This is a genomic window from uncultured Piscinibacter sp. (assembly GCF_937952055.1).
Lineage (GTDB): Bacteria > Pseudomonadota > Gammaproteobacteria > Burkholderiales > Burkholderiaceae_C > Piscinibacter.
In genome coordinates this window covers 140,765-157,500 of the sequence record NZ_CALFYO010000025.1, presented here as the reverse complement: position 1 = coordinate 157,500, position 16,736 = coordinate 140,765, and the positions used below count along the sequence as shown (strand labels likewise).

Sequence of the window (16,736 nt, the reverse complement as noted above, 5' to 3'; positions counted from 1 at the left end):
AAGCGCAGATGTTACGACGGGCGCGCCAGCGCGGCCAACAGCGTGTCGTGCAGTTTCTGCGCGTCGATCGGTTTGGTGAGGAAGCCGTTCATGCCGCAGGCCAGTGCCTGCTCGCGTTCCGAGGTCAGCGCCGCGGCGGTCAGCGCGATGACCGGCAGCGTGCGCCCCGCCGGCAGCGCGCGCAGCGCGCGCGTGGCCTCGTAGCCGCTCATCACCGGCATCTGCACGTCCATCAGCACCAGGTCCAGCGGCCGGCCCGCGCGGGCGGCCTGCTCGACGGCGGCGATCGCCTGCGCGCCGTCGAGGGCCTGCTCGACCTCGACGCCCCATTGTTCGAGCATGGCCACCGCGATCGTCATGTTCACGGCGTTGTCCTCCACCATCAGCACGCGGGCGCCCGCCAGCGGCGAGGGCTCGAGCGCGCCGAAGCCGGAGTCGTGCGCCGGCGGCTCGGTGGCGGGCAGGCGCAGCTCGGCCCAGAAGCAGCTGCCCTGGCCGGGCTCGCTGTCCACGCCGACGCGGCCGTCCATCAGAGAGGCCAGTTCGCGGCAGATCGACAGGCCGAGCCCGCTGCCGCCGAAGCGCCGTGTCGTCGACTGGTCGGCCTGCGTGAAGGGACGGAACAGCCGCGCGCGCACCTCGGCCGAGATGCCGGGCCCGGTGTCGCACACCTCGAAGCGCAGCAGACCGTCGCCGCACGTCCCTGCGCGCAGCGTCACCGTACCCTGCGCGGTGAACTTCAGCGCATTGTTGAGGTAGTTGCCGAGCACCTGGCGCACGCGCACCGGGTCGCCCCACACCCACTGCGGCAGCACGCGGTCGACCTGCACGGCGAACGCGAGGCCGCGTGCGTCGGCCAGCGTGCCGTAGACCTGGCGCAGCGACTCGAGCAGCGCGCGCAGGTCGAAGGCGAGGTGCTCAATGGCGAGCTTGCCGGCCTCGATCTTCGACAGGTCGAGCACGTCGGAGATGATCGCCGAGAGGGTTTCGGCGCTCTCGGCGATCTGCTCGAGGTACTGATGCCGCCGCGGCTCGTCGATGTCGGGCCGGCGCGCCAGCCGCGCGAGGCCGACCAGGCCGTTCAGCGGCGTGCGGATCTCGTGGCTGGTGTTGGCCAGGAAGGCACTCTTGGCCCGGTTGGCCGCCTCGGCATCGTCGCGCGCCTTGGCCAGCGCCTGCTCGGTGCGGCGGCGCTCGGTGATGTCCTCGACCATCCAGATGGTGCCGCCGTGCATCGGGTGCGTCGGGTCGACGGCCTTGGCGAGCATGCGGCACCAGAACATCGAGCCGTCGCGGCGCGCCAGCTCGCGCACGAACTCCACCGGCTCGCCGCGCGACAGCGGCGGCCCGATCAGCGCGCCGATCTCGGCATACTCCTCGTCGCCGGCCCAGACGGCTCGCCCGCTTTGGCCGACCAGCGTGCCGGGCTCCCAGCCGAGCATCTTCTCCAGCGCCGGGTTGGCCTGCACGAAACGTCCCTCGCGGGTGAAGGCGATGCCCAGCGAGGCGTTCTCCAACACTGCCTCGTGGGCGAGTCGTGCACGCTCGGACTCGGTGACGTCGCGGCCGTTGAGCACCATGTAGCTCCGGCCCTCGAGCTCGAACAGCGCCGCGGCGAGCAGCAGCGTGAACGGCCTTCCCCACTTGTCGAGAAACTCCACCGGCACGTCCTGCAGCCGGCCGCGCTCGCGCAGCCGCCGGACGAACTCCTCGCGGCTCGGCATCCCGCCCCACAGACGCAGCTCGACCGAGGTGCGGCCAATCGCCTCCTCGCGCGTGAAGCCGCTCAACCGCGTGAAGGTTTCGTTGACCATCACGAAGCGGCCGGTGGCGACCTCGGTCAGCGTGATCATGTCCGGGCTGGTCGTGACCAGTGTCGACAGCGTGGTCTCGGAGCGGCGCAGCGCCTCCTGCGCGTCGACCAGCCCGGTGATGTCGTCGTAGATCGAGAGCACCGTCGGCGGGCCATCGCGCTCGATGCAGGTGCCGGAGACGCGCAGCGTCAGGCGCCGACCGTCGAACATCGTCGCCCGGTAGGTGATCGGCAGCAGGCGCTGTCCCGATTGCACGTGGGCCAGCCGCGCGCGCGCCGTCTCCTGCTCGGCCGGGCCGAGCGTGGCCAGCAGGTCGGTACGCTTCATCGCCTCGAGGTCGGCATGGCCGAACATGAGGAGCGCTGCCGCATTGGCGTCCAGCACGCGCCAGTCGCGGTGGATCACCAGCGCCATCGGCGACAGCTCGAACAATTCGCGGTAGCGCTGCTCGGTGGCGCGCATGGCCTGCTGCAGGTCGACGTCGGCGGTGACGTTGCGCGTCACACCCCAGTAGCCAAGGAAGCGGCCGGCGTCGTCGAAGCGCGGCTCGCCGCTGATCAACTCGTGGCGAAGGCTGCCATCGGGCATGCGCCAACGCGCGCGCAGGTTGCGAAACGGCCGGCGTGCCCGCAGGTCTGCGTAGTGCGCCTCGTCGGCGCCCGGGTCGAATTCCCACTCGGGCTGGTCCCAGGGCGCTTTCAGCACGCGTTCGCTGGGCAGGAACCGGTTGTCCCTGTCGCGATACCAGACGTGCATCTGCGTGAAGTGCTCGTCGAGCTCCCAGTAGGTGTCCGCGGCGATGCCCAGCAGGCCCCGGAAGCGCGCCTCGCGGTCGCGGCTGGCGCCGAGGTAGTGGTCGAAGACGCGATGCACGAGCAGGCCGCCGCTGAGCGACACGCCGAGCAGGATGAGCAGGTTGGTGAGTCGGCGCCCGAGCGGCATGTCGGCCAGCGCCGCGGCGCCGCGGATCCAGCCGACGTGTTCCGCCCAGCCCAACGCGATCAGCAGGGCCGCGCCGGTCAGCGCCAGGGCAATGCCCAGCCGCGCGTTGACCGTGGCACCCATGAGGAAGCTGAGCACGGCCAGGAAGCCGATCACCGGGCCGTTCATGCCCCAGCCGTGTGTGACCGCCGCGACCGCGATCAGCGCCATGCCGCCGCCGCACGTCACCACCAGTGCCAGCTCCGTGCGCAGACGCTTCCAGTGCCAGGCCAGCGTGCTGAACACACCCAGGGCCGACGAGGCGAGCAGCAGAAGTGCGCGGCCTCCCGCGGGCAGCACGGTGTTGGTGGCCAGCAGCAGCGCGTTGAGGCCGAAGACGACTGCGAAGGTGGCGAACAGGGAGCGGCGCACGAACTCGCGTGCATCCTGGCGCGGATCGGACAGAACGTTCGGATTCAAGATGACTGCGGCGCCAGCGGGGAAGGGTCGCCGCGTAGTCTGCCCTGAATGCCCCTATACAGGGGGAGGTTTAATCACTCGGATGGCGCCCGGCTGCCAAGGATGCACGCGTGGCCAAGGCGCTGTCGCGCGCGGCCGCAGCGAATTCGTTGCCGCGGCTGGCGTAGAGGATGGCGCGCGAGGAATTCACCACCACCGGACCGGTGGTGCGCCCCGCCTGCTGTCGCCAGCCGGCGCGCACCGTGGCGACCGCGTCGCCGCCCTGCGCGCCGACCCCGGGGATGAGCAGCGGCAGCGTGGGCGCGAGTTCGCGCACGCGCTCGATCTCGGCCGGGAAGGTGGCGCCGACCACCAGCCCGAGCTGGCCGCTGCGGTTCCAGGGACCCTGGGCCAGCCGCGCGATGTGCTCGTAGAGCAGGTCGCCGGTGACCAGGCGCTGCGCCTGCAGGTCGGAGCCACCGGGGTTCGAGGTGCGGCACAGCAGGAAGAGGCCCTTGTCCTCGTAGCGCAGCCAGGGCTCGACCGAATCGAAGCCCATGAACGGCGACAGCGTCACCGCGTCGGCGCCGTAGCGTTCGAAGGCCTCGAGCGCGTATTGCTCCGCAGTGCTGCCGATGTCGCCGCGCTTGGCGTCGAGGATCACCGGCACGTCGGGTGCGACCTTGCGGATGTGCGCCATCAGCCGCTCGAGCTGGTCTTCCGCGCGCTGCGCGGCGAAGTAGGCCACCTGCGGCTTGTAGGCGAGCACCAGGTCCTTGGTCGCGTCGACGATGGTGGCGCAGAAGTCGAAGATGCGCGACGGGTCGTGTTGCCAGGCGCCGGGAAACCTGGAGGGCTCGGGGTCCAGGCCGACGCACAGCAACGAGTCGTTGCTGCGTTCGGCGGCGGCGAGCTTGTCGGTGAACTTCATGCCCATCAGGCGCCCTCGGCCTTCATCCGCTTCGCCAGCGCGGCGGCCGCACCGGTGTAGCCACCCGGGGTCATCGCCTTCAGCCGCGCGCGCTCGGCCTCGGGCAACTCCAGCGAGTCGATGAAGGCGCCGATCGTCTCGCGCGTGATGGTCTTGCCGCGCGTCAATTCCTTCAGCCGCTCGTAGGGATTGGGCAGGCCGTGGCGGCGCATCACCGTCTGGATCGGCTCGGCGAGCACCTCCCACGCCGCGTCGAGGTCGCCGTTGAGTGCCTCGCGGTTCACCTCCAGCTTGTCCAGCCCGCGCAGCAGCGAGTCATAGCCGAGCACGGCGTAACCCAGCGCCACGCCCATGTTGCGCAGCACGGTGCTGTCGGTCAGGTCGCGCTGCCAGCGGCTGATCGGCAGCTTCTGCGACAGGTGGGTGAGCAGGGCACTGGCCAGGCCGAAGTTGCCTTCGGCGTTCTCGAAGTCGATCGGGTTGACCTTGTGCGGCATGGTCGACGAACCGATCTCGCCTTCCTTGGTGCGCTGCTTGAAGTAGCCCAGGCTGACGTAGCCCCAGACGTCGCGCGACCAGTCGATCAGGATGGTGTTGGCGCGGGTGACGGCGTCGAACAACTCGGCCATCCAGTCGTGCGGCTCGATCTGGATGGTGTAGGGATTGAAGCTCAGGCCGAGCTGCTGCTCGACCACCTGGCGGCTGAAGCCCTCCCAGTCGAACTCCGGCCAGGCGGCGAGGTGGGCGTTGTAGTTGCCCACCGCGCCGTTCATCTTCGCCAGCGGCCTGACCTCGGCGATGCGGCTTCGCGCGTGCGCGAGGCGGGCGACGACGTTGGCGATCTCCTTGCCGACGGTGGTCGGGCTGGCCGTCTGGCCGTGAGTGCGGCTGAGCATCGGCACGTCGGCCAGAGTGTGCGCCATCTGCACCAGCCTGGCAGAGATGCGGTCGATCGCGGGCAGCAGGACTTGGTCTCGCGCCGCCTTCAGCATCAGGCCGTGGCTGGTGTTGTTGATGTCCTCGCTGGTGCAGGCGAAATGCACGAACTCGCTGGCCGCCCTCAGCTCGGCGCTGCTCTCGAAGCGGCTCTTCAGCCAGTACTCGACCGCCTTCACGTCGTGGTTGGTGGTGCGCTCGATGTCCTTGATCGCCTGCGCGTCGGCCTCGGAGAAGTGCAGCACCAGGCTGCGCAGCATCCCGCGCGAAGCTTCCGAGAGCGGCTTGAACTCGGCAAAGCCGGCGTCCGACAGCGCGATGAACCATTCCACTTCGACCTGCACGCGGCGGTGCATCAGGCCGTATTCGGACAGCAGCGGGCGCAGCGGCGCCACCTTGGCGGCATAGCGGCCGTCGAGCGGCGAGAGGGCGGTGAGGGCGGACAGGCTCATGGCGCCAATTCTAGGTGGCTGTCCTGGGCCCCCTTCTCGCTGGCGATCACGGCAGCGTGCTTCGAAGGCGAGCGTTAGCCGCTTCGCCCGGGTCGCCCCACCACGCCTCGCACCACCGGCGGGTTGGGAAGCGCCGGGCCGTCGCCGATCTGGATCGCCTCGGCCAGCATTTGCAGCGCCGCATCGGCACTGGCCGCGCTGGCGGCATGCACGCGCAGCAGCGGGTCGCCCGCGCGCACCTTGCTGCCCAGCGGCAGCACGCGTGTCACGCCGACGCGTGGGTCGACGCGATCGCTGGCGCGGCGGCGACCGCCGCCCAGTGCCACGATCACCAGGCCGATGCGGCGCGTGTCCATCGCCGCGAGGACGCCGCTGCGCGGCGCGACCAGCATGCGCTGAACCGGCGCGGCGGGCAGCCTCGCGCCACCACGGGCCAGCACGTTGGCCGGCCCGCCCAGCCCGGCGACCATGCGCTCGAAGCGCTCGGCCGCACTGCCATCGTCGAGCGCACGCAGCGCCTGCTGCTCGCCCTTGGCGGGTGAGGAGGCCAGGCCCCCCAGCCACAGCATGCGGCCGGCCAGCGCCAGCGTCAGCGCGAGCAGGCGCGGCTGGCGTGCCGCGCCGGTGAGGAAGTCGATCGCCTCGCGCACCTCCACCGCGTTGCCGGCGGTGCTGCCGAGCACCTGATTCATGTCGGTCACCAGCGCCTGCGTCGGCAGGCCCGCGCCCACGGCGACCTCGACCAGGCTGCGTGCCAGCGTGTCGGCCGTGCCGGCGTCGGTGCAGAAGGCGCCGTTGCCCAGCTTCACGTCCATCACCAGCGCGTCCAGCCCGGCGGCGAGCTTCTTCGACAGGATGCTGGCGGTGATCAGCGGCACCGACTCCACCGTCGCGGTGACGTCGCGGATCGCGTAGAGCCGGCGGTCGGCCGGCGCGATGCGCGCACTGGCGCCGACGATCGCGCAGCCGGCCTCGCGCAGCACGCGCACCAGCCGCGCGCGTCGCGGCGCCACCTCGTAGCCCGGCAGTGACTGCAGCTTGTCGAGCGTGCCGCCGGTGTGGCCGAGGCCGCGGCCGGACACCATCGGCACGACGCCGCCGCAGGCGGCGACGATGGGGGCGAGCACCAGGCTCACCTTGTCGCCCACGCCGCCGGTGGAATGCTTGTCGAGCACCGGGCCGTGCAGGCCGGCCCGCGACCAGTCGAGCCGGTCGCCCGAGTCCGTCATCGCCTGCGTGAGCGCCACACACTCGTCGCGTGTCATGCCGCGCAGGCAGACCGCCATCGCGAAGGCGGCGATCTGGCCCTCGCTCCATGAGCGGTCGACCAGTCCGCGCACGAAGTCCTGGATCTCGGCGGCGTCCAGCGCCTGGGCGTGGCCCTTGCGGCGGATGATCTCCTGCGGAAGCATCGGCAAGCGGGTTCTCGGTTCTTCTCGGTTCAGGCGCCGGCTGCAGTCGCGGGCAGCTGGCGAGGGCGTGTCGTCATGGCGCGATCGCCCGGTCGGCACACCTGAATGCATGACGCCCGTCTGTGCATTTGAACCATTCTCACGAATGGCGCCGAACTTGTCTCCCCCGGGTCTGGGCAGTCGGTGGGCGGACACACCGGTATTCTGGCCCGCGGACGCAATGACCTTGGCGGCCAGGGCAGGCCGGAGCTTGCGCAGAATGCCGGGACCCGAACCCCGTCTCGACCATGACCGACCTGTCCCGCTTCCTCGTCACCCGCAAGTGGCCCGCCCGGCATCCCGACATCCTGCAGCTCTACTCGCTGCCGACGCCGAACGGCGTGAAGGTGTCGATCCTGCTGGAGGAACTGGGCCTGCCCTACGAGCCACATCTGGTCAGCTTCGACACCAAGGACCAGCTGTCGAGCGAGTTCCTCTCGCTCAACCCGAACAACAAGATTCCGGCCATCCTCGACCCGCACGGCCCCGGCGACAAGCCGCTGGCGCTGTTCGAGTCCGGCGCGATCCTGATCTACCTGGCCGAGAAGACCGGGCGCTTCCTCGGTGCCGACCCGGCGACGCGCTACGAGACCCTGCAGTGGCTGATGTTCCAGATGGGCGGCGTCGGGCCGACGATCGGCCAACTCGGCTTCTTCCACAAGTTCGCCGGCAAGGACTACGAGGACAAGCGCCCGCGCGACCGCTACGTGGCCGAGTCACGCCGTCTGCTCGGCGTGCTCGACCGGCGCCTCGAAGGCCGCGAGTGGATCATGGGCAGCGAGTACGGCATCGCCGACATCGCCACCTGGCCCTGGGTGAACAACCTGGTCGGCTTCTACGGCGCCGGCGACCTGGTCGGCTTTGCCGACTTCGCCAACGTGCAGCGCGTGCTGAAGGCCTTCCTCGCGCGGCCGGCGGTGCAGCGCGGCCTGGCGATCCCGGCGCGGAAGACGGCGCCGGCCTGAGTCAGTAGCCGGTCGACGCGCCCGGCGCGCGTCCGGCAAGCACTGCCTCGATGTCGCCGAGCAGCGCGCTCGCGCCGAGGCGAAAGCGCTGCGGGCTCAATGCCGACGCACCGAGAACGTCCTCGACGAGGTCGAGATAGACCGCGGCGTCGGCGACGCTGCGCACGCCGCCCGAGGCCTTGAAGCCGACGCGCGCGGCTGCGCCCGCGTCGGCAGCGATGGTCTCGAGCATCGTGCGCGCCGCTTCGGGGGTCGCGCCCAGTGGGGTCTTGCCGGTGCTGGTCTTGAGGAAGTCGGCCCCCTCGGACAGCGCGAGGCGCGAAGCGCGTTCAATCAGCGCCGGCGTCTTCAGTTCGCCGCTCTCCAGGATCACCTTCAGCAGCAGCCCTTCGCTGGCGCGCCGCATGGCGCGCAACAGCGCCGCGCAGGCGGCTTCGTCACCGGCCCGCAAGGCACGCCAGGGCAGCACGAGATCGACCTCCTGCGCGCCCGCATCGACGATCTCGCCGGTGTCGCGCAGCGCCCGTGCCACGTCGAGGCTGCCGTCGGGGAAATTGGCCACCGCGGCGACCGCCACGCCGGGCGGCGCATGCACGCGGGCGGTGCGCGCCAGGCGCGGCCAGACGCACAGCGCCGCCACATGGCCCGGCGCCGCCGCGGCACGCTTGGCCAGCCGCACGATGTCGGCCTCGCCGTCGGCATCGTTCAGGCTGGTGAGGTCCAGGCAGGCGAGCGCCAGGCGGGCCGCCTGCTGCGGCGTGCGACTCACTCTACGACCCTGCGCGCTGTGCGCTCCGGGAAGAGCGCTTGGGAGCGGCCCGGCGCGCTCATCGCAGCTCCAGCGCGGCGATCACCGCCTCGAGCAGCGCCACCGCCGCCGGCGCGGCAGACTGGGCCACGCCCAGCGTGCTGGCGTGGCTCAGCGGCTCGGCCTGCAGTCCGCAACCCATGTTGGTGAACATCGACAAGGCCAGCACGCGCATGCCGGCATGCCGCGCGATGATGGTCTCCGGCACCGTGCTCATGCCCACCGCCTGCGCGCCCAGGCGTTGCAGCATGCGGATCTCGGCCGGCGTCTCGAACTGCGGACCCATCATCCAGGCGTAGACGCCTTCGTGCAGCGCGCTGCCGTGCCGCACCGCGACGGCGCGCGCCTGGGCGCGCAGGTCGGGGTCGTAGGCGTCGCGCAGGTCGACGAAGCGCTTCGCACCGGTCTCGCCGAGCAGCGGCGAGCGCTGCACCAGGTTGAGGTGGTCAGCGATCATCATCAGCTCGCCGGGACGCATGGCGGCGTCCAGACTGCCCGCGGCGTTGGTCTGCACCAGCACCTCGACGCCGCAGGCGGCCAGGGCATCGATCGCGCCCTTCATCGCCGCGGCGTCGCCGCCCTCGTAGGCGTGGCGCCGGCCGCACAGCACGGCGACTTCGTGCGCGCCGATGCGGCCCATCAGCACCTGGCCGGCGTGGCCCTCGATGCCCATCGCCGGGAAACCGGGCAGGTTCGCGTACGCCAGTCGCAGCGGTGCCTTCACCCGCTGCGCCAGCAGATCCCAGCCCGAGCCGAGCAGCACGGCGAGCTTCGGTCGCCTTCCGCTGGCCAGCAGCTGGGCGGCGCAGCGGTCCACCACGTCGTGCGAGAGCGTGCTCACCGCGGCCCCAGATGGTCGGGGCCGAAACCCGCCGGCAGCAACTCGCCGAGCGTGTGTCGCGCGACGACGCCATGGCCGTTCGCCGACCACACCGGTGCGTTGCCGGCAGCGAACTCGCGCAGCTTCTGCCGGCAGCCGCCGCAGGGCGTGATCGGTGTGACCGACTCGCCCGCCACCAGCGCCGCGAGCACCCGCGTGCCGCCGGCGAGCACCAGCTGGCCGAGGGCCACCGCCTCCGCGCACAGGCCCTCGGGGTAGGCGGCGTTCTCGACATTGCAGCCGGCATGGATGCGACCTTGCTCGTCGAGCAGCGCGGCGCCGACGGCGAAGTTCGAGTAGGGCGCGTAGGCGCGCTGGCGCGCGGCCTGCGCGGCTGCGAGGAGTTGCGGCAGGAGCCGCTCGGCGGGCGTCGATTCCAAGGCGAAGTTCCGTCAGCGTGGGCCGCGATTCTGCGCCAGCACGACGCTGGCGGCGCTATGCTGCACCCGACGCAACGCAGGCACGCTCGCATGGCCCAAGACAACGCCGCCCCCGGCACGCGCCACATCCGCCTGACCTCGCACCCCGGGCAGGGCAGCACCGGTGCGCCGGCCATCCACTGGGGCGCGGCCGATGCGCTGGAGCGGGGCCCCATCGTCGGCACCACCACGCACCGCAGCCAGCGCAACGTCGTCGGCACGCACAGCGGCAGCTACGGCGTCTACCGCGCCTTGGCGGTGGCTGCGGGCAACCTCGTCAAGGGCCACCGCGCCGACCTCACCAATACCGCGCCCACCGATCCGATCGGCCCCTACGAGCAGTGGGGCGAGCCGGAGAAGATCGTCTCCATGGACCCCTGGGGCGCCTCGGTGCAGACCGCGTTCGCCGACTACATCGAACAGGGTTACGACATCCGGCCGACCATCGCCGTCACCAAGGCGCACATCCACCTGCCGGAGATCCGCCAGGCGCTGGCCTTCCAGCGCCTGCAGGTGGACGGCAAGGTGCTGCTCGAGGACAGCTCGGCCGCGGTGACCAAGATCGCCATCGAGCCGGTGTGGTGGCTGCCCGGGGTGGCCAGGCGCTTCAAGGTGTCCGAGGCGGAACTGCGCCGCGCGCTCTTCGAGGAAACCGGCGGCATGTATCCCGAGCTTGTCACGCGCAGCGACATCGAGGTGTTCCTGCCGCCGATCGGCGGTCAGACCCTGTACGTGTTCGGCGACGTGCGTGACCTGGCGAATCCTGAAGTCACGCTCACCGCACGCGTGCACGACGAATGCAACGGCTCGGACGTGTTCGGCTCGGACATCTGCACCTGCCGGCCCTACCTGACCCACGCGATCGAGGAGTGCATCCAGGGCGCGCAGCAAGGCGGCGTCGGCCTGATCGCCTACAGCCGCAAGGAAGGCCGCGCGCTCGGCGAAGTGACCAAGTTCCTCGTCTACAACGCGCGCAAGCGCCAAGAGGGCGGCGACCGCGCCGACAAGTACTTCCTGCGCACCGAATGCGTCGCCGGCGTGCAGGACATGCGCTTCCAGGAGCTCATGCCCGACGTGCTGCACTGGCTGGGCATCCGCAGGATCCACCGGCTGGTGTCGATGAGCAACGACAAGTACGACGCCATCACCGGCAGCGGCATCGAGGTCGGCGAGCGCGTGAAGATCCCGGACGCGCTGGTGCCTGCCGACGCCAAGGTGGAGATCGAGGCGAAGATCGCCGCTGGCTACTTCACCGACGGTGCGGTGCCCGACGAAGCCAGGCTGGCGAGCGTGAAGGGGCGCGCGCTTGAGTGAGTCGCAGGCGATCGACGCCGCGGTGCGCACCCTGCGCGACCCAGCGACGATCCGCGCACGCTGCGGCGCGATCACCGCACACGTCGCTGCCGGCCGCTCCGAGCACTTCACGCTCGACCGCACGAAGCTCGACGAGGTCGCGCAGCGCATCGCCGCGCTGACGAGGGCGCGCTTCCCCGACCTGAAGATCCCGGTGCACAGCCGCTGGCGCCACTTCGAGGCCGGCGCCGTCGATCGCAAGGGCGAACTCGACGCGAAGCTCGCCGGCCGCAGCGCCGTCGCGGCGGCGCGCTCGCGCATCGACCTCACGCTGGTCAGCGTGCTGCTCGACGCCGGCGCCGGGCCGGACTGGCGCTTCCACGAGGCGGAAAGCGGCCAGGACTTCGGCCGCAGCGAGGGGCTGGGCGTGGCGAGCTTCCGCGCCTTCCTGGCCGGGCGCTTCTCGTCGGACGCGGGCGATCCGACCCGCGTCGACGCGGCCGCGCTGCTCAGGCTCGACGCCGCGGCGCTGGCCGAGATCTTCCAGGTGCGCGCCGACAACCCCCTGGTTGGACTGGACGGCCGTGCCGCGCTGCTGAACCGCCTTGGGCAGGCGCTGCGTGCGCAGCCGCAGACCTTCACGTCGATCGGCCAGCCGGGCCACCTGTTCGACGCGCTGACGCACCACCCGCACGCGCCGCGGCTGAACCACCACCATCCGCAGCCTGCGCCACGGCAGCACCATGTCCAGGCGTCGCGCCTGCTCGGCGCGCTGCTCGACGCCTTCAGCGCCATCTGGCCGAGCGGGCAGCTGTTCCAGGGCGTGCCGGTGGGCGATGCCTGGCCGCACCCTGCCGCCGGCGGTGAGGGCGCGAGCGCCGGCTGGGTGCCGTTGCACAAGCTCACCCAGTGGCTCGGCTACTCGCTGATCGAGCCCTTCGAATGGGCCGGCGTCGCCGTCGAGGGCCAGGACGCGCTGACCGGCCTGCCCGAGTACCGCAACGGCGGACTGCTGCTCGACGCGGGCGTGATCGTGCCGCGCGACGCCGCCTTCGCGGCGCGCCCGCGCCTGCCGTCGGAGACCTGGGTGATCGAGTGGCGCGCGCTCACCGTGGCGCTGCTCGACGAACTCGCGCCGCGCGTGCGTGCGGCGCTCGGTGTGCCCGGGCTGCCGCTGGCCTGCATCCTCGAAGGCGGCAGCTGGGCGGCAGGGCGGCAGATGGCGGCCGAGCGCCGGCCTGGGGGCACGCCGCCGGTGACGATCGCCAGCGACGGCACCGTGTTCTGAGCCGGCGAGGTGCGCCGTGCATCGCCGTGGTGCATGCGGCTGGGCACGCCGATTGCACCAACCTGGCCACCATGGCCCACACCACCGCCCCCGAACAGGGCCGCGTCGCCGACGTCTGGCGCGACCGCCTCGCGTTGCTGCTCGAATCCACCGGCGAGGGCATCTTCGGCATCGACATGGCCGGCTGCTGCGTGTTCGTCAACCGCAGCGCCGCGCAGCAGCTCGGCTGGCCGGCCGAGCGGATCCTCGGCCGCAACATGCACGAGCTGATCCACCACACCCATGCCGACGGCCGCCACTACCCCGAGTGCGACTGCCCGATCTTCAACGCCTTCCGGCGCGGTCTGCCCTGCCGCATCGACGACGAGGTGCTGTGGCGTGCCGACGGCTCGGCCTTCTACGCCGAGTACTCCAGCCACCCGATCGTCGAGCACGGCGTGGTGCAGGGCGCGGTGGTCACCTTCTCCGACATCAGTGCACGCCGTCGCGCGCAGGAACTCTCGCGCGTGCGGGAACTGGGGCGGCACCAGGAATCGGTGCGCGAGGCGGAGCGAACGCGCATCGCGCGCGAGATCCACGACGAGCTGGGCTCGCTGCTCGTCGCGCTGAGGATGGACGTGCACTGGCTGGCCAAGCGCGTCGCCGACCGCCCCGAGCTCGGCGCCAAGTGCCAGGGCATGGGCCGCATGATCGACACCGCGGTCGACAACGTCGGCCGCATCATCACCGACCTGCGCCCGAGCATCCTCGACCACCAGGGCCTGTGGGCGGCGCTGGAATGGCAGGCGCAGGAGTTCGTCGACAGCGCCGAACTCGACAGCGACCTGCAGCTGCACGTGGCTGCCGGCGTGCCGCCGCCGCAAGGTCCGCAGGCCATCGCGGTGTTCCGCATCTTCCAGGAGGTGCTGTCCAACGTCGCGCGGCATGCCCGGGCGCGCCGCGTGCAGATCCGCATCGTGGTGGACGATCCGCCGCAGCCGGTGCTGTACCTCGATGTGCGCGACGACGGCGTCGGCGCCGCGCCGCAGTCGCTCGACGATCCGCGCAGCTACGGCGTGATGGGCATGCGCGAGCGCGCGGCGCAGTTCGGCGGACGGCTGACGATCGACAGCGCGCCGGGGCTGGGCACGCGAGTTCGGCTGGTCATGCCGTTGCTGGAGGGGTCGTCGTGATCCGGGTTCTGGTCTGCGACGACCACCAGATCGTCCGCCAGGGCATCAAGCAGATCCTTGCCGATGCCAGCGACCTCGCGCTGGCCGGCGAGGCGGCCAGCGGTCCGGAGGCGATCGCATCGGTTCGCGCCGGGGGCATCGACGTCGTGCTGCTGGACATCGCCATGCCGCAACGCGACGGGCTGGACGTGCTCAAGCAGCTGAAGGCCGAGTTCCCCAAGCTGCCGGTGCTGATGCTCTCCACCTACCCGGACCGCCAGTACGCGGTGCGCAGCCTCAAGCTCGGCGCCGCCGGCTACCTCAACAAGAGCGCCGACGCCGAGCAGATGTGCGAGGCGATCCGCCGTGTCGCGGCCGGGCGGCTGTTCATCACGCCGCACGTGGCGGAACAGCTCGCCGGTGCAGTGGGTGCGGGCCGCGCCGACGATGCGCCGCTGCACGAGCGGCTGTCGCACCGCGAATACCAGGTGTTCCGCTTGCTCGCCGAGGGCCGCAGCGTCGGCGAGATCGCTGAGCAACTCGTGCTCGCACCCAACACGGTGAGCACTTACCGCGCGCGTATCCTCGAAAAGACGGGCGTGCGCAACGACGTCGAGCTGGCGCTGTACGCCGTGCGCCAGGAACTGCTCCAGCCCTGACCCACGCGTCCTGGGGGGCTCCTGGGGCCGCGCCCCCTGTGAACAAATGGGCGGTTGAACCATACTGGCCCTTCGGTCGCCGCCCACCGCGGCACGCACCCAAGGAACACCATGAATCGACCTCTGCCGAGCCGTCTCCGCCCCCGTTCGATCCTCTCGCTGGGCGCGGTCGCGCTCGGCGCGGCGCTGGCCTGCGCGCCCGCGCTGGCCGCGCCCGACGGCGGCGCCAGCACGGCGCGCGCGACGCTCGACACCGGCTACGCCCTCGTGCAGCTGACCGCCGATCCGCTGTCGACCTACGCGCGCACCCAGCCCGCCAAGGGCAAGAAGATCGACTTCTCCAGCAGCACGGTGAAGTCCTACCGCGCACTGCTGTCGAAGGCGCGCAACGACTACAAGGCCTGGCTGCGCACCAACGCGCCGCAGGCGAGCGTCACCGGCGAGTTCGACATTGCGCTGAATGCCGTGTCGGTCAAGCTCAACGGCGCCACGCTCGAGCAGGTCTCGGCGACCTCGATGGTGCGGTCGGCGCAGTACGCCGGGCTGTACTTCCCGGCGGCGACCGACCCCGACCTGGCGCTGATCAATGCCGAGCAGGCCTGGGCGCAGGCGGGCGGTGCGCCCGGCGCCGGCGCCGGCGTGAAGGTGGCGATCGTCGATTCCGGCGTCGATGCGACCCACCCCTGCTTCGCCGACACCGGCTACCCGGCGCATACACAGTTCGGCGACCGGCGGTACACGAACAACAAGGTGATCGCCGCGCGCGTGTTCAACAACAAGGTGAACCAGAACGGCTTCGACGCCAAGGCGGTCGGTGAACATGGCACGCACGTCGCCGGCACGGTGGCCTGCAACCACCAGACCCCGGCCAGCGTCAACGGCGTCGCCATTCCCTACGCCATGTCCGGCGTGGCACCGCGTGCGCTGCTGGGCAACTACAACGTCTTCCCGGGCACCGTGGACAACGCGCGCTCCGAAGACATCCTGAATGCGCTCGAGTCGGCCTACGCCGACGGCATGGACGTGGCCAACATGAGCCTGGGCGGCGGCAGCCAGGGCATCCAGGATCTGCTCACCGTGGCCGTCGACAACCTCGACCGCGCCAACATGGTGGTGACGATCTCCAACGGCAACGAGGGGCCGGGCTATTTCACGGTCGGCTCGCCGGGCATGGCGGCGCGCGGCTTGACGGCCGGCGCCTCGACCGTGCCGCACTTCATCGGTGCCCCGGTCTCGGTCGCAGGCTCGGTCTTCGGCGCGGCCAGCGGCGACTTCGCGATCGTCTCGAGCGACCTCACGGCACCGCTGGCCGTGGTGGCGGGCACGGTCAACGGCCTGAACAACGCCTGTGCGGCGCTGCCGGCGGGTTCGCTGACCGGCACGGTCGCGCTCGTCTCGCGGGGTGCCTGCACCTTCTCGACCAAGATCCGCAATGCGCAGGCCGCCGGCGCCGTGGCGGTGCTGGTGGCCAACAACGTGGCCGGAGACCCTACCGCGATGGCCGCCGACGGCACGGCCAACCAGCCGACGGTGCCGGCCTACATGGTCGGCCTGGCCGACGGGCAGACGCTGCGCGGCCTGGGGGGCGCCGGGGCCACCATCGGGAGCTCGCTCGCCTACGTCCTGTCGACCAACGCCAACATCATGGCCGGCTTCAGCAGCCAGGGGCCGACCGACGTGGACTTCCGCGTCAAGCCCGATGTCGTGGCGCCGGGGGTGAACGTGCTGTCGTCGATCCCGACCTACCTGTGCGGAGGCGCCCCCTGCTTCGCGCTGCTCAGCGGCACCTCGATGGCCGCGCCGCACCTGGCCGGCTCGGCAGCGGTGCTGCGCCAGCAGCACCCGGACTGGTCGGCCGCGGAGGTGCGCTCCGCCATCGTCAACACCGCCTCGCGAGGCGTGCTGAAGGACTTCGCGCGAGCCAACCCGGTGTCCGACGTCAACATCGTCGGCGCCGGACTGGAGAACCTGCTGGCCGCGACGGGCGCGACGGTCTCGCTCGATCCGGTGAGCCTGTCCTTCGGTGCGGTGCCGTCGGGCAGCGGACAGAGCCGCACGCTGAGCCTCACCATCACCAACCTGAGCGGAGTGGCGAAGAGCCTCACGCTGGCCATCGGCGCGCAGCCGGCCGGCGTGACCTACAGCGTGAGCCCGTCGGCGATCGCGCTGGATGCGGGGGCGTCGACCACCGTCAGCGTGACCATGCAGGCCGCCGTGGGGGCCGGCGGCCACCAGCAGGCGCAGCTCGAGCTGAGCGAAGGCGGCAGCCCGGTCGGCCACGCGGTGCTGTTCACGCTGATGAAGTGAGC

The 16,736-nt window shown here is 71.3% G+C and carries 13 protein-coding genes; 6 read left to right on the top strand and 7 right to left on the bottom strand.

From position 1 onward, the window contains the following. Positions 1-11 precede the first annotated feature (11 nt). The 4 genes from Q0599_RS20825 to deoA all read right to left on the bottom strand — a co-directional run bounded on the left by Q0599_RS20825 (position 12) and on the right by deoA (position 6,925). Positions 12-3,215, bottom strand: coding sequence for a PAS domain S-box protein (locus Q0599_RS20825; protein WP_298833844.1), 3,204 nt, complete (start codon positions 3,213-3,215; stop codon positions 12-14). Between the two features lie 70 nt (positions 3,216-3,285). After that, the gene (pyrF, locus tag Q0599_RS20820; RefSeq protein WP_298834111.1) at positions 3,286-4,125 is read right to left on the bottom strand and encodes an orotidine-5'-phosphate decarboxylase; all 840 of its coding nucleotides are present in this window, start codon (positions 4,123-4,125) and stop codon (positions 3,286-3,288) included. 5 nt (positions 4,126-4,130) lie between these two features. Next, positions 4,131-5,513, bottom strand: a complete 1,383-nt coding sequence (gene purB / locus Q0599_RS20815) for an adenylosuccinate lyase (RefSeq protein WP_298833841.1) — start codon at positions 5,511-5,513, stop codon at positions 4,131-4,133. Positions 5,514-5,587: 74 nt separating this feature from the next. Next, the gene (gene deoA / locus Q0599_RS20810) at positions 5,588-6,925 is read right to left on the bottom strand and encodes a thymidine phosphorylase (protein ID WP_298834108.1); all 1,338 of its coding nucleotides are present in this window, start codon (positions 6,923-6,925) and stop codon (positions 5,588-5,590) included. Positions 6,926-7,212: 287 nt separating this feature from the next. Between deoA and Q0599_RS20805 the strand changes: the two genes are divergently transcribed. After that, entirely contained in the window at positions 7,213-7,929 is a 717-nt protein-coding gene (locus Q0599_RS20805; RefSeq protein WP_298833838.1) for a glutathione S-transferase N-terminal domain-containing protein, read from the top strand. A 1-nt stretch (position 7,930) separates the two neighbouring features. Here Q0599_RS20805 and deoC read toward each other — a convergent pair whose 3' ends face one another. From deoC to cdd, 3 genes are read right to left on the bottom strand one after another with little or no spacing between them, the layout of a single operon-like run. Further along, positions 7,931-8,698 (bottom strand): deoxyribose-phosphate aldolase, encoded by a 768-nt coding sequence (gene deoC, locus Q0599_RS20800; protein WP_298833836.1) that lies wholly within the window; start codon positions 8,696-8,698, stop codon positions 7,931-7,933. A 58-nt stretch (positions 8,699-8,756) separates the two neighbouring features. After that, entirely contained in the window at positions 8,757-9,578 is an 822-nt protein-coding gene (locus Q0599_RS20795) for a purine-nucleoside phosphorylase (protein ID WP_298833832.1), read from the bottom strand. Beyond that, complete coding sequence (gene cdd / locus Q0599_RS20790; protein WP_298833829.1) at positions 9,575-9,997, bottom strand: cytidine deaminase; 423 nt, start codon at positions 9,995-9,997, stop codon at positions 9,575-9,577. Before cdd ends, Q0599_RS20795 begins: the two co-directional genes overlap by 4 nt. A 90-nt stretch (positions 9,998-10,087) precedes the next feature. On the opposite strand from cdd, the gene Q0599_RS20785 reads away from it, so the two are divergent. The 5 genes from Q0599_RS20785 (at position 10,088) to Q0599_RS20765 (ending at position 16,734) form a co-directional block, all read left to right on the top strand. Further along, positions 10,088-11,350, top strand: coding sequence for a GTP cyclohydrolase II (locus Q0599_RS20785; RefSeq protein ID WP_298833826.1), 1,263 nt, complete (start codon positions 10,088-10,090; stop codon positions 11,348-11,350). After that, a complete protein-coding gene (locus Q0599_RS20780) occupies positions 11,343-12,617 on the top strand; it encodes a URC4/urg3 family protein (RefSeq protein WP_298833823.1) in 1,275 nt (424 codons plus the stop codon). Before Q0599_RS20785 ends, Q0599_RS20780 begins: the two co-directional genes overlap by 8 nt. 71 nt (positions 12,618-12,688) lie before the next feature. Beyond that, complete coding sequence (locus Q0599_RS20775) at positions 12,689-13,789, top strand: PAS domain-containing protein (RefSeq protein WP_298833820.1); 1,101 nt, start codon at positions 12,689-12,691, stop codon at positions 13,787-13,789. After that, the gene (locus tag Q0599_RS20770) at positions 13,786-14,427 is read left to right on the top strand and encodes a response regulator transcription factor (protein ID WP_298833816.1); all 642 of its coding nucleotides are present in this window, start codon (positions 13,786-13,788) and stop codon (positions 14,425-14,427) included. The genes Q0599_RS20775 and Q0599_RS20770 overlap by 4 nt, the downstream gene beginning before the upstream one ends. Positions 14,428-14,538: 111 nt before the next feature. Further along, complete coding sequence (locus Q0599_RS20765; protein WP_298833813.1) at positions 14,539-16,734, top strand: S8 family serine peptidase; 2,196 nt, start codon at positions 14,539-14,541, stop codon at positions 16,732-16,734. Positions 16,735-16,736: the final 2 nt, after the last annotated feature.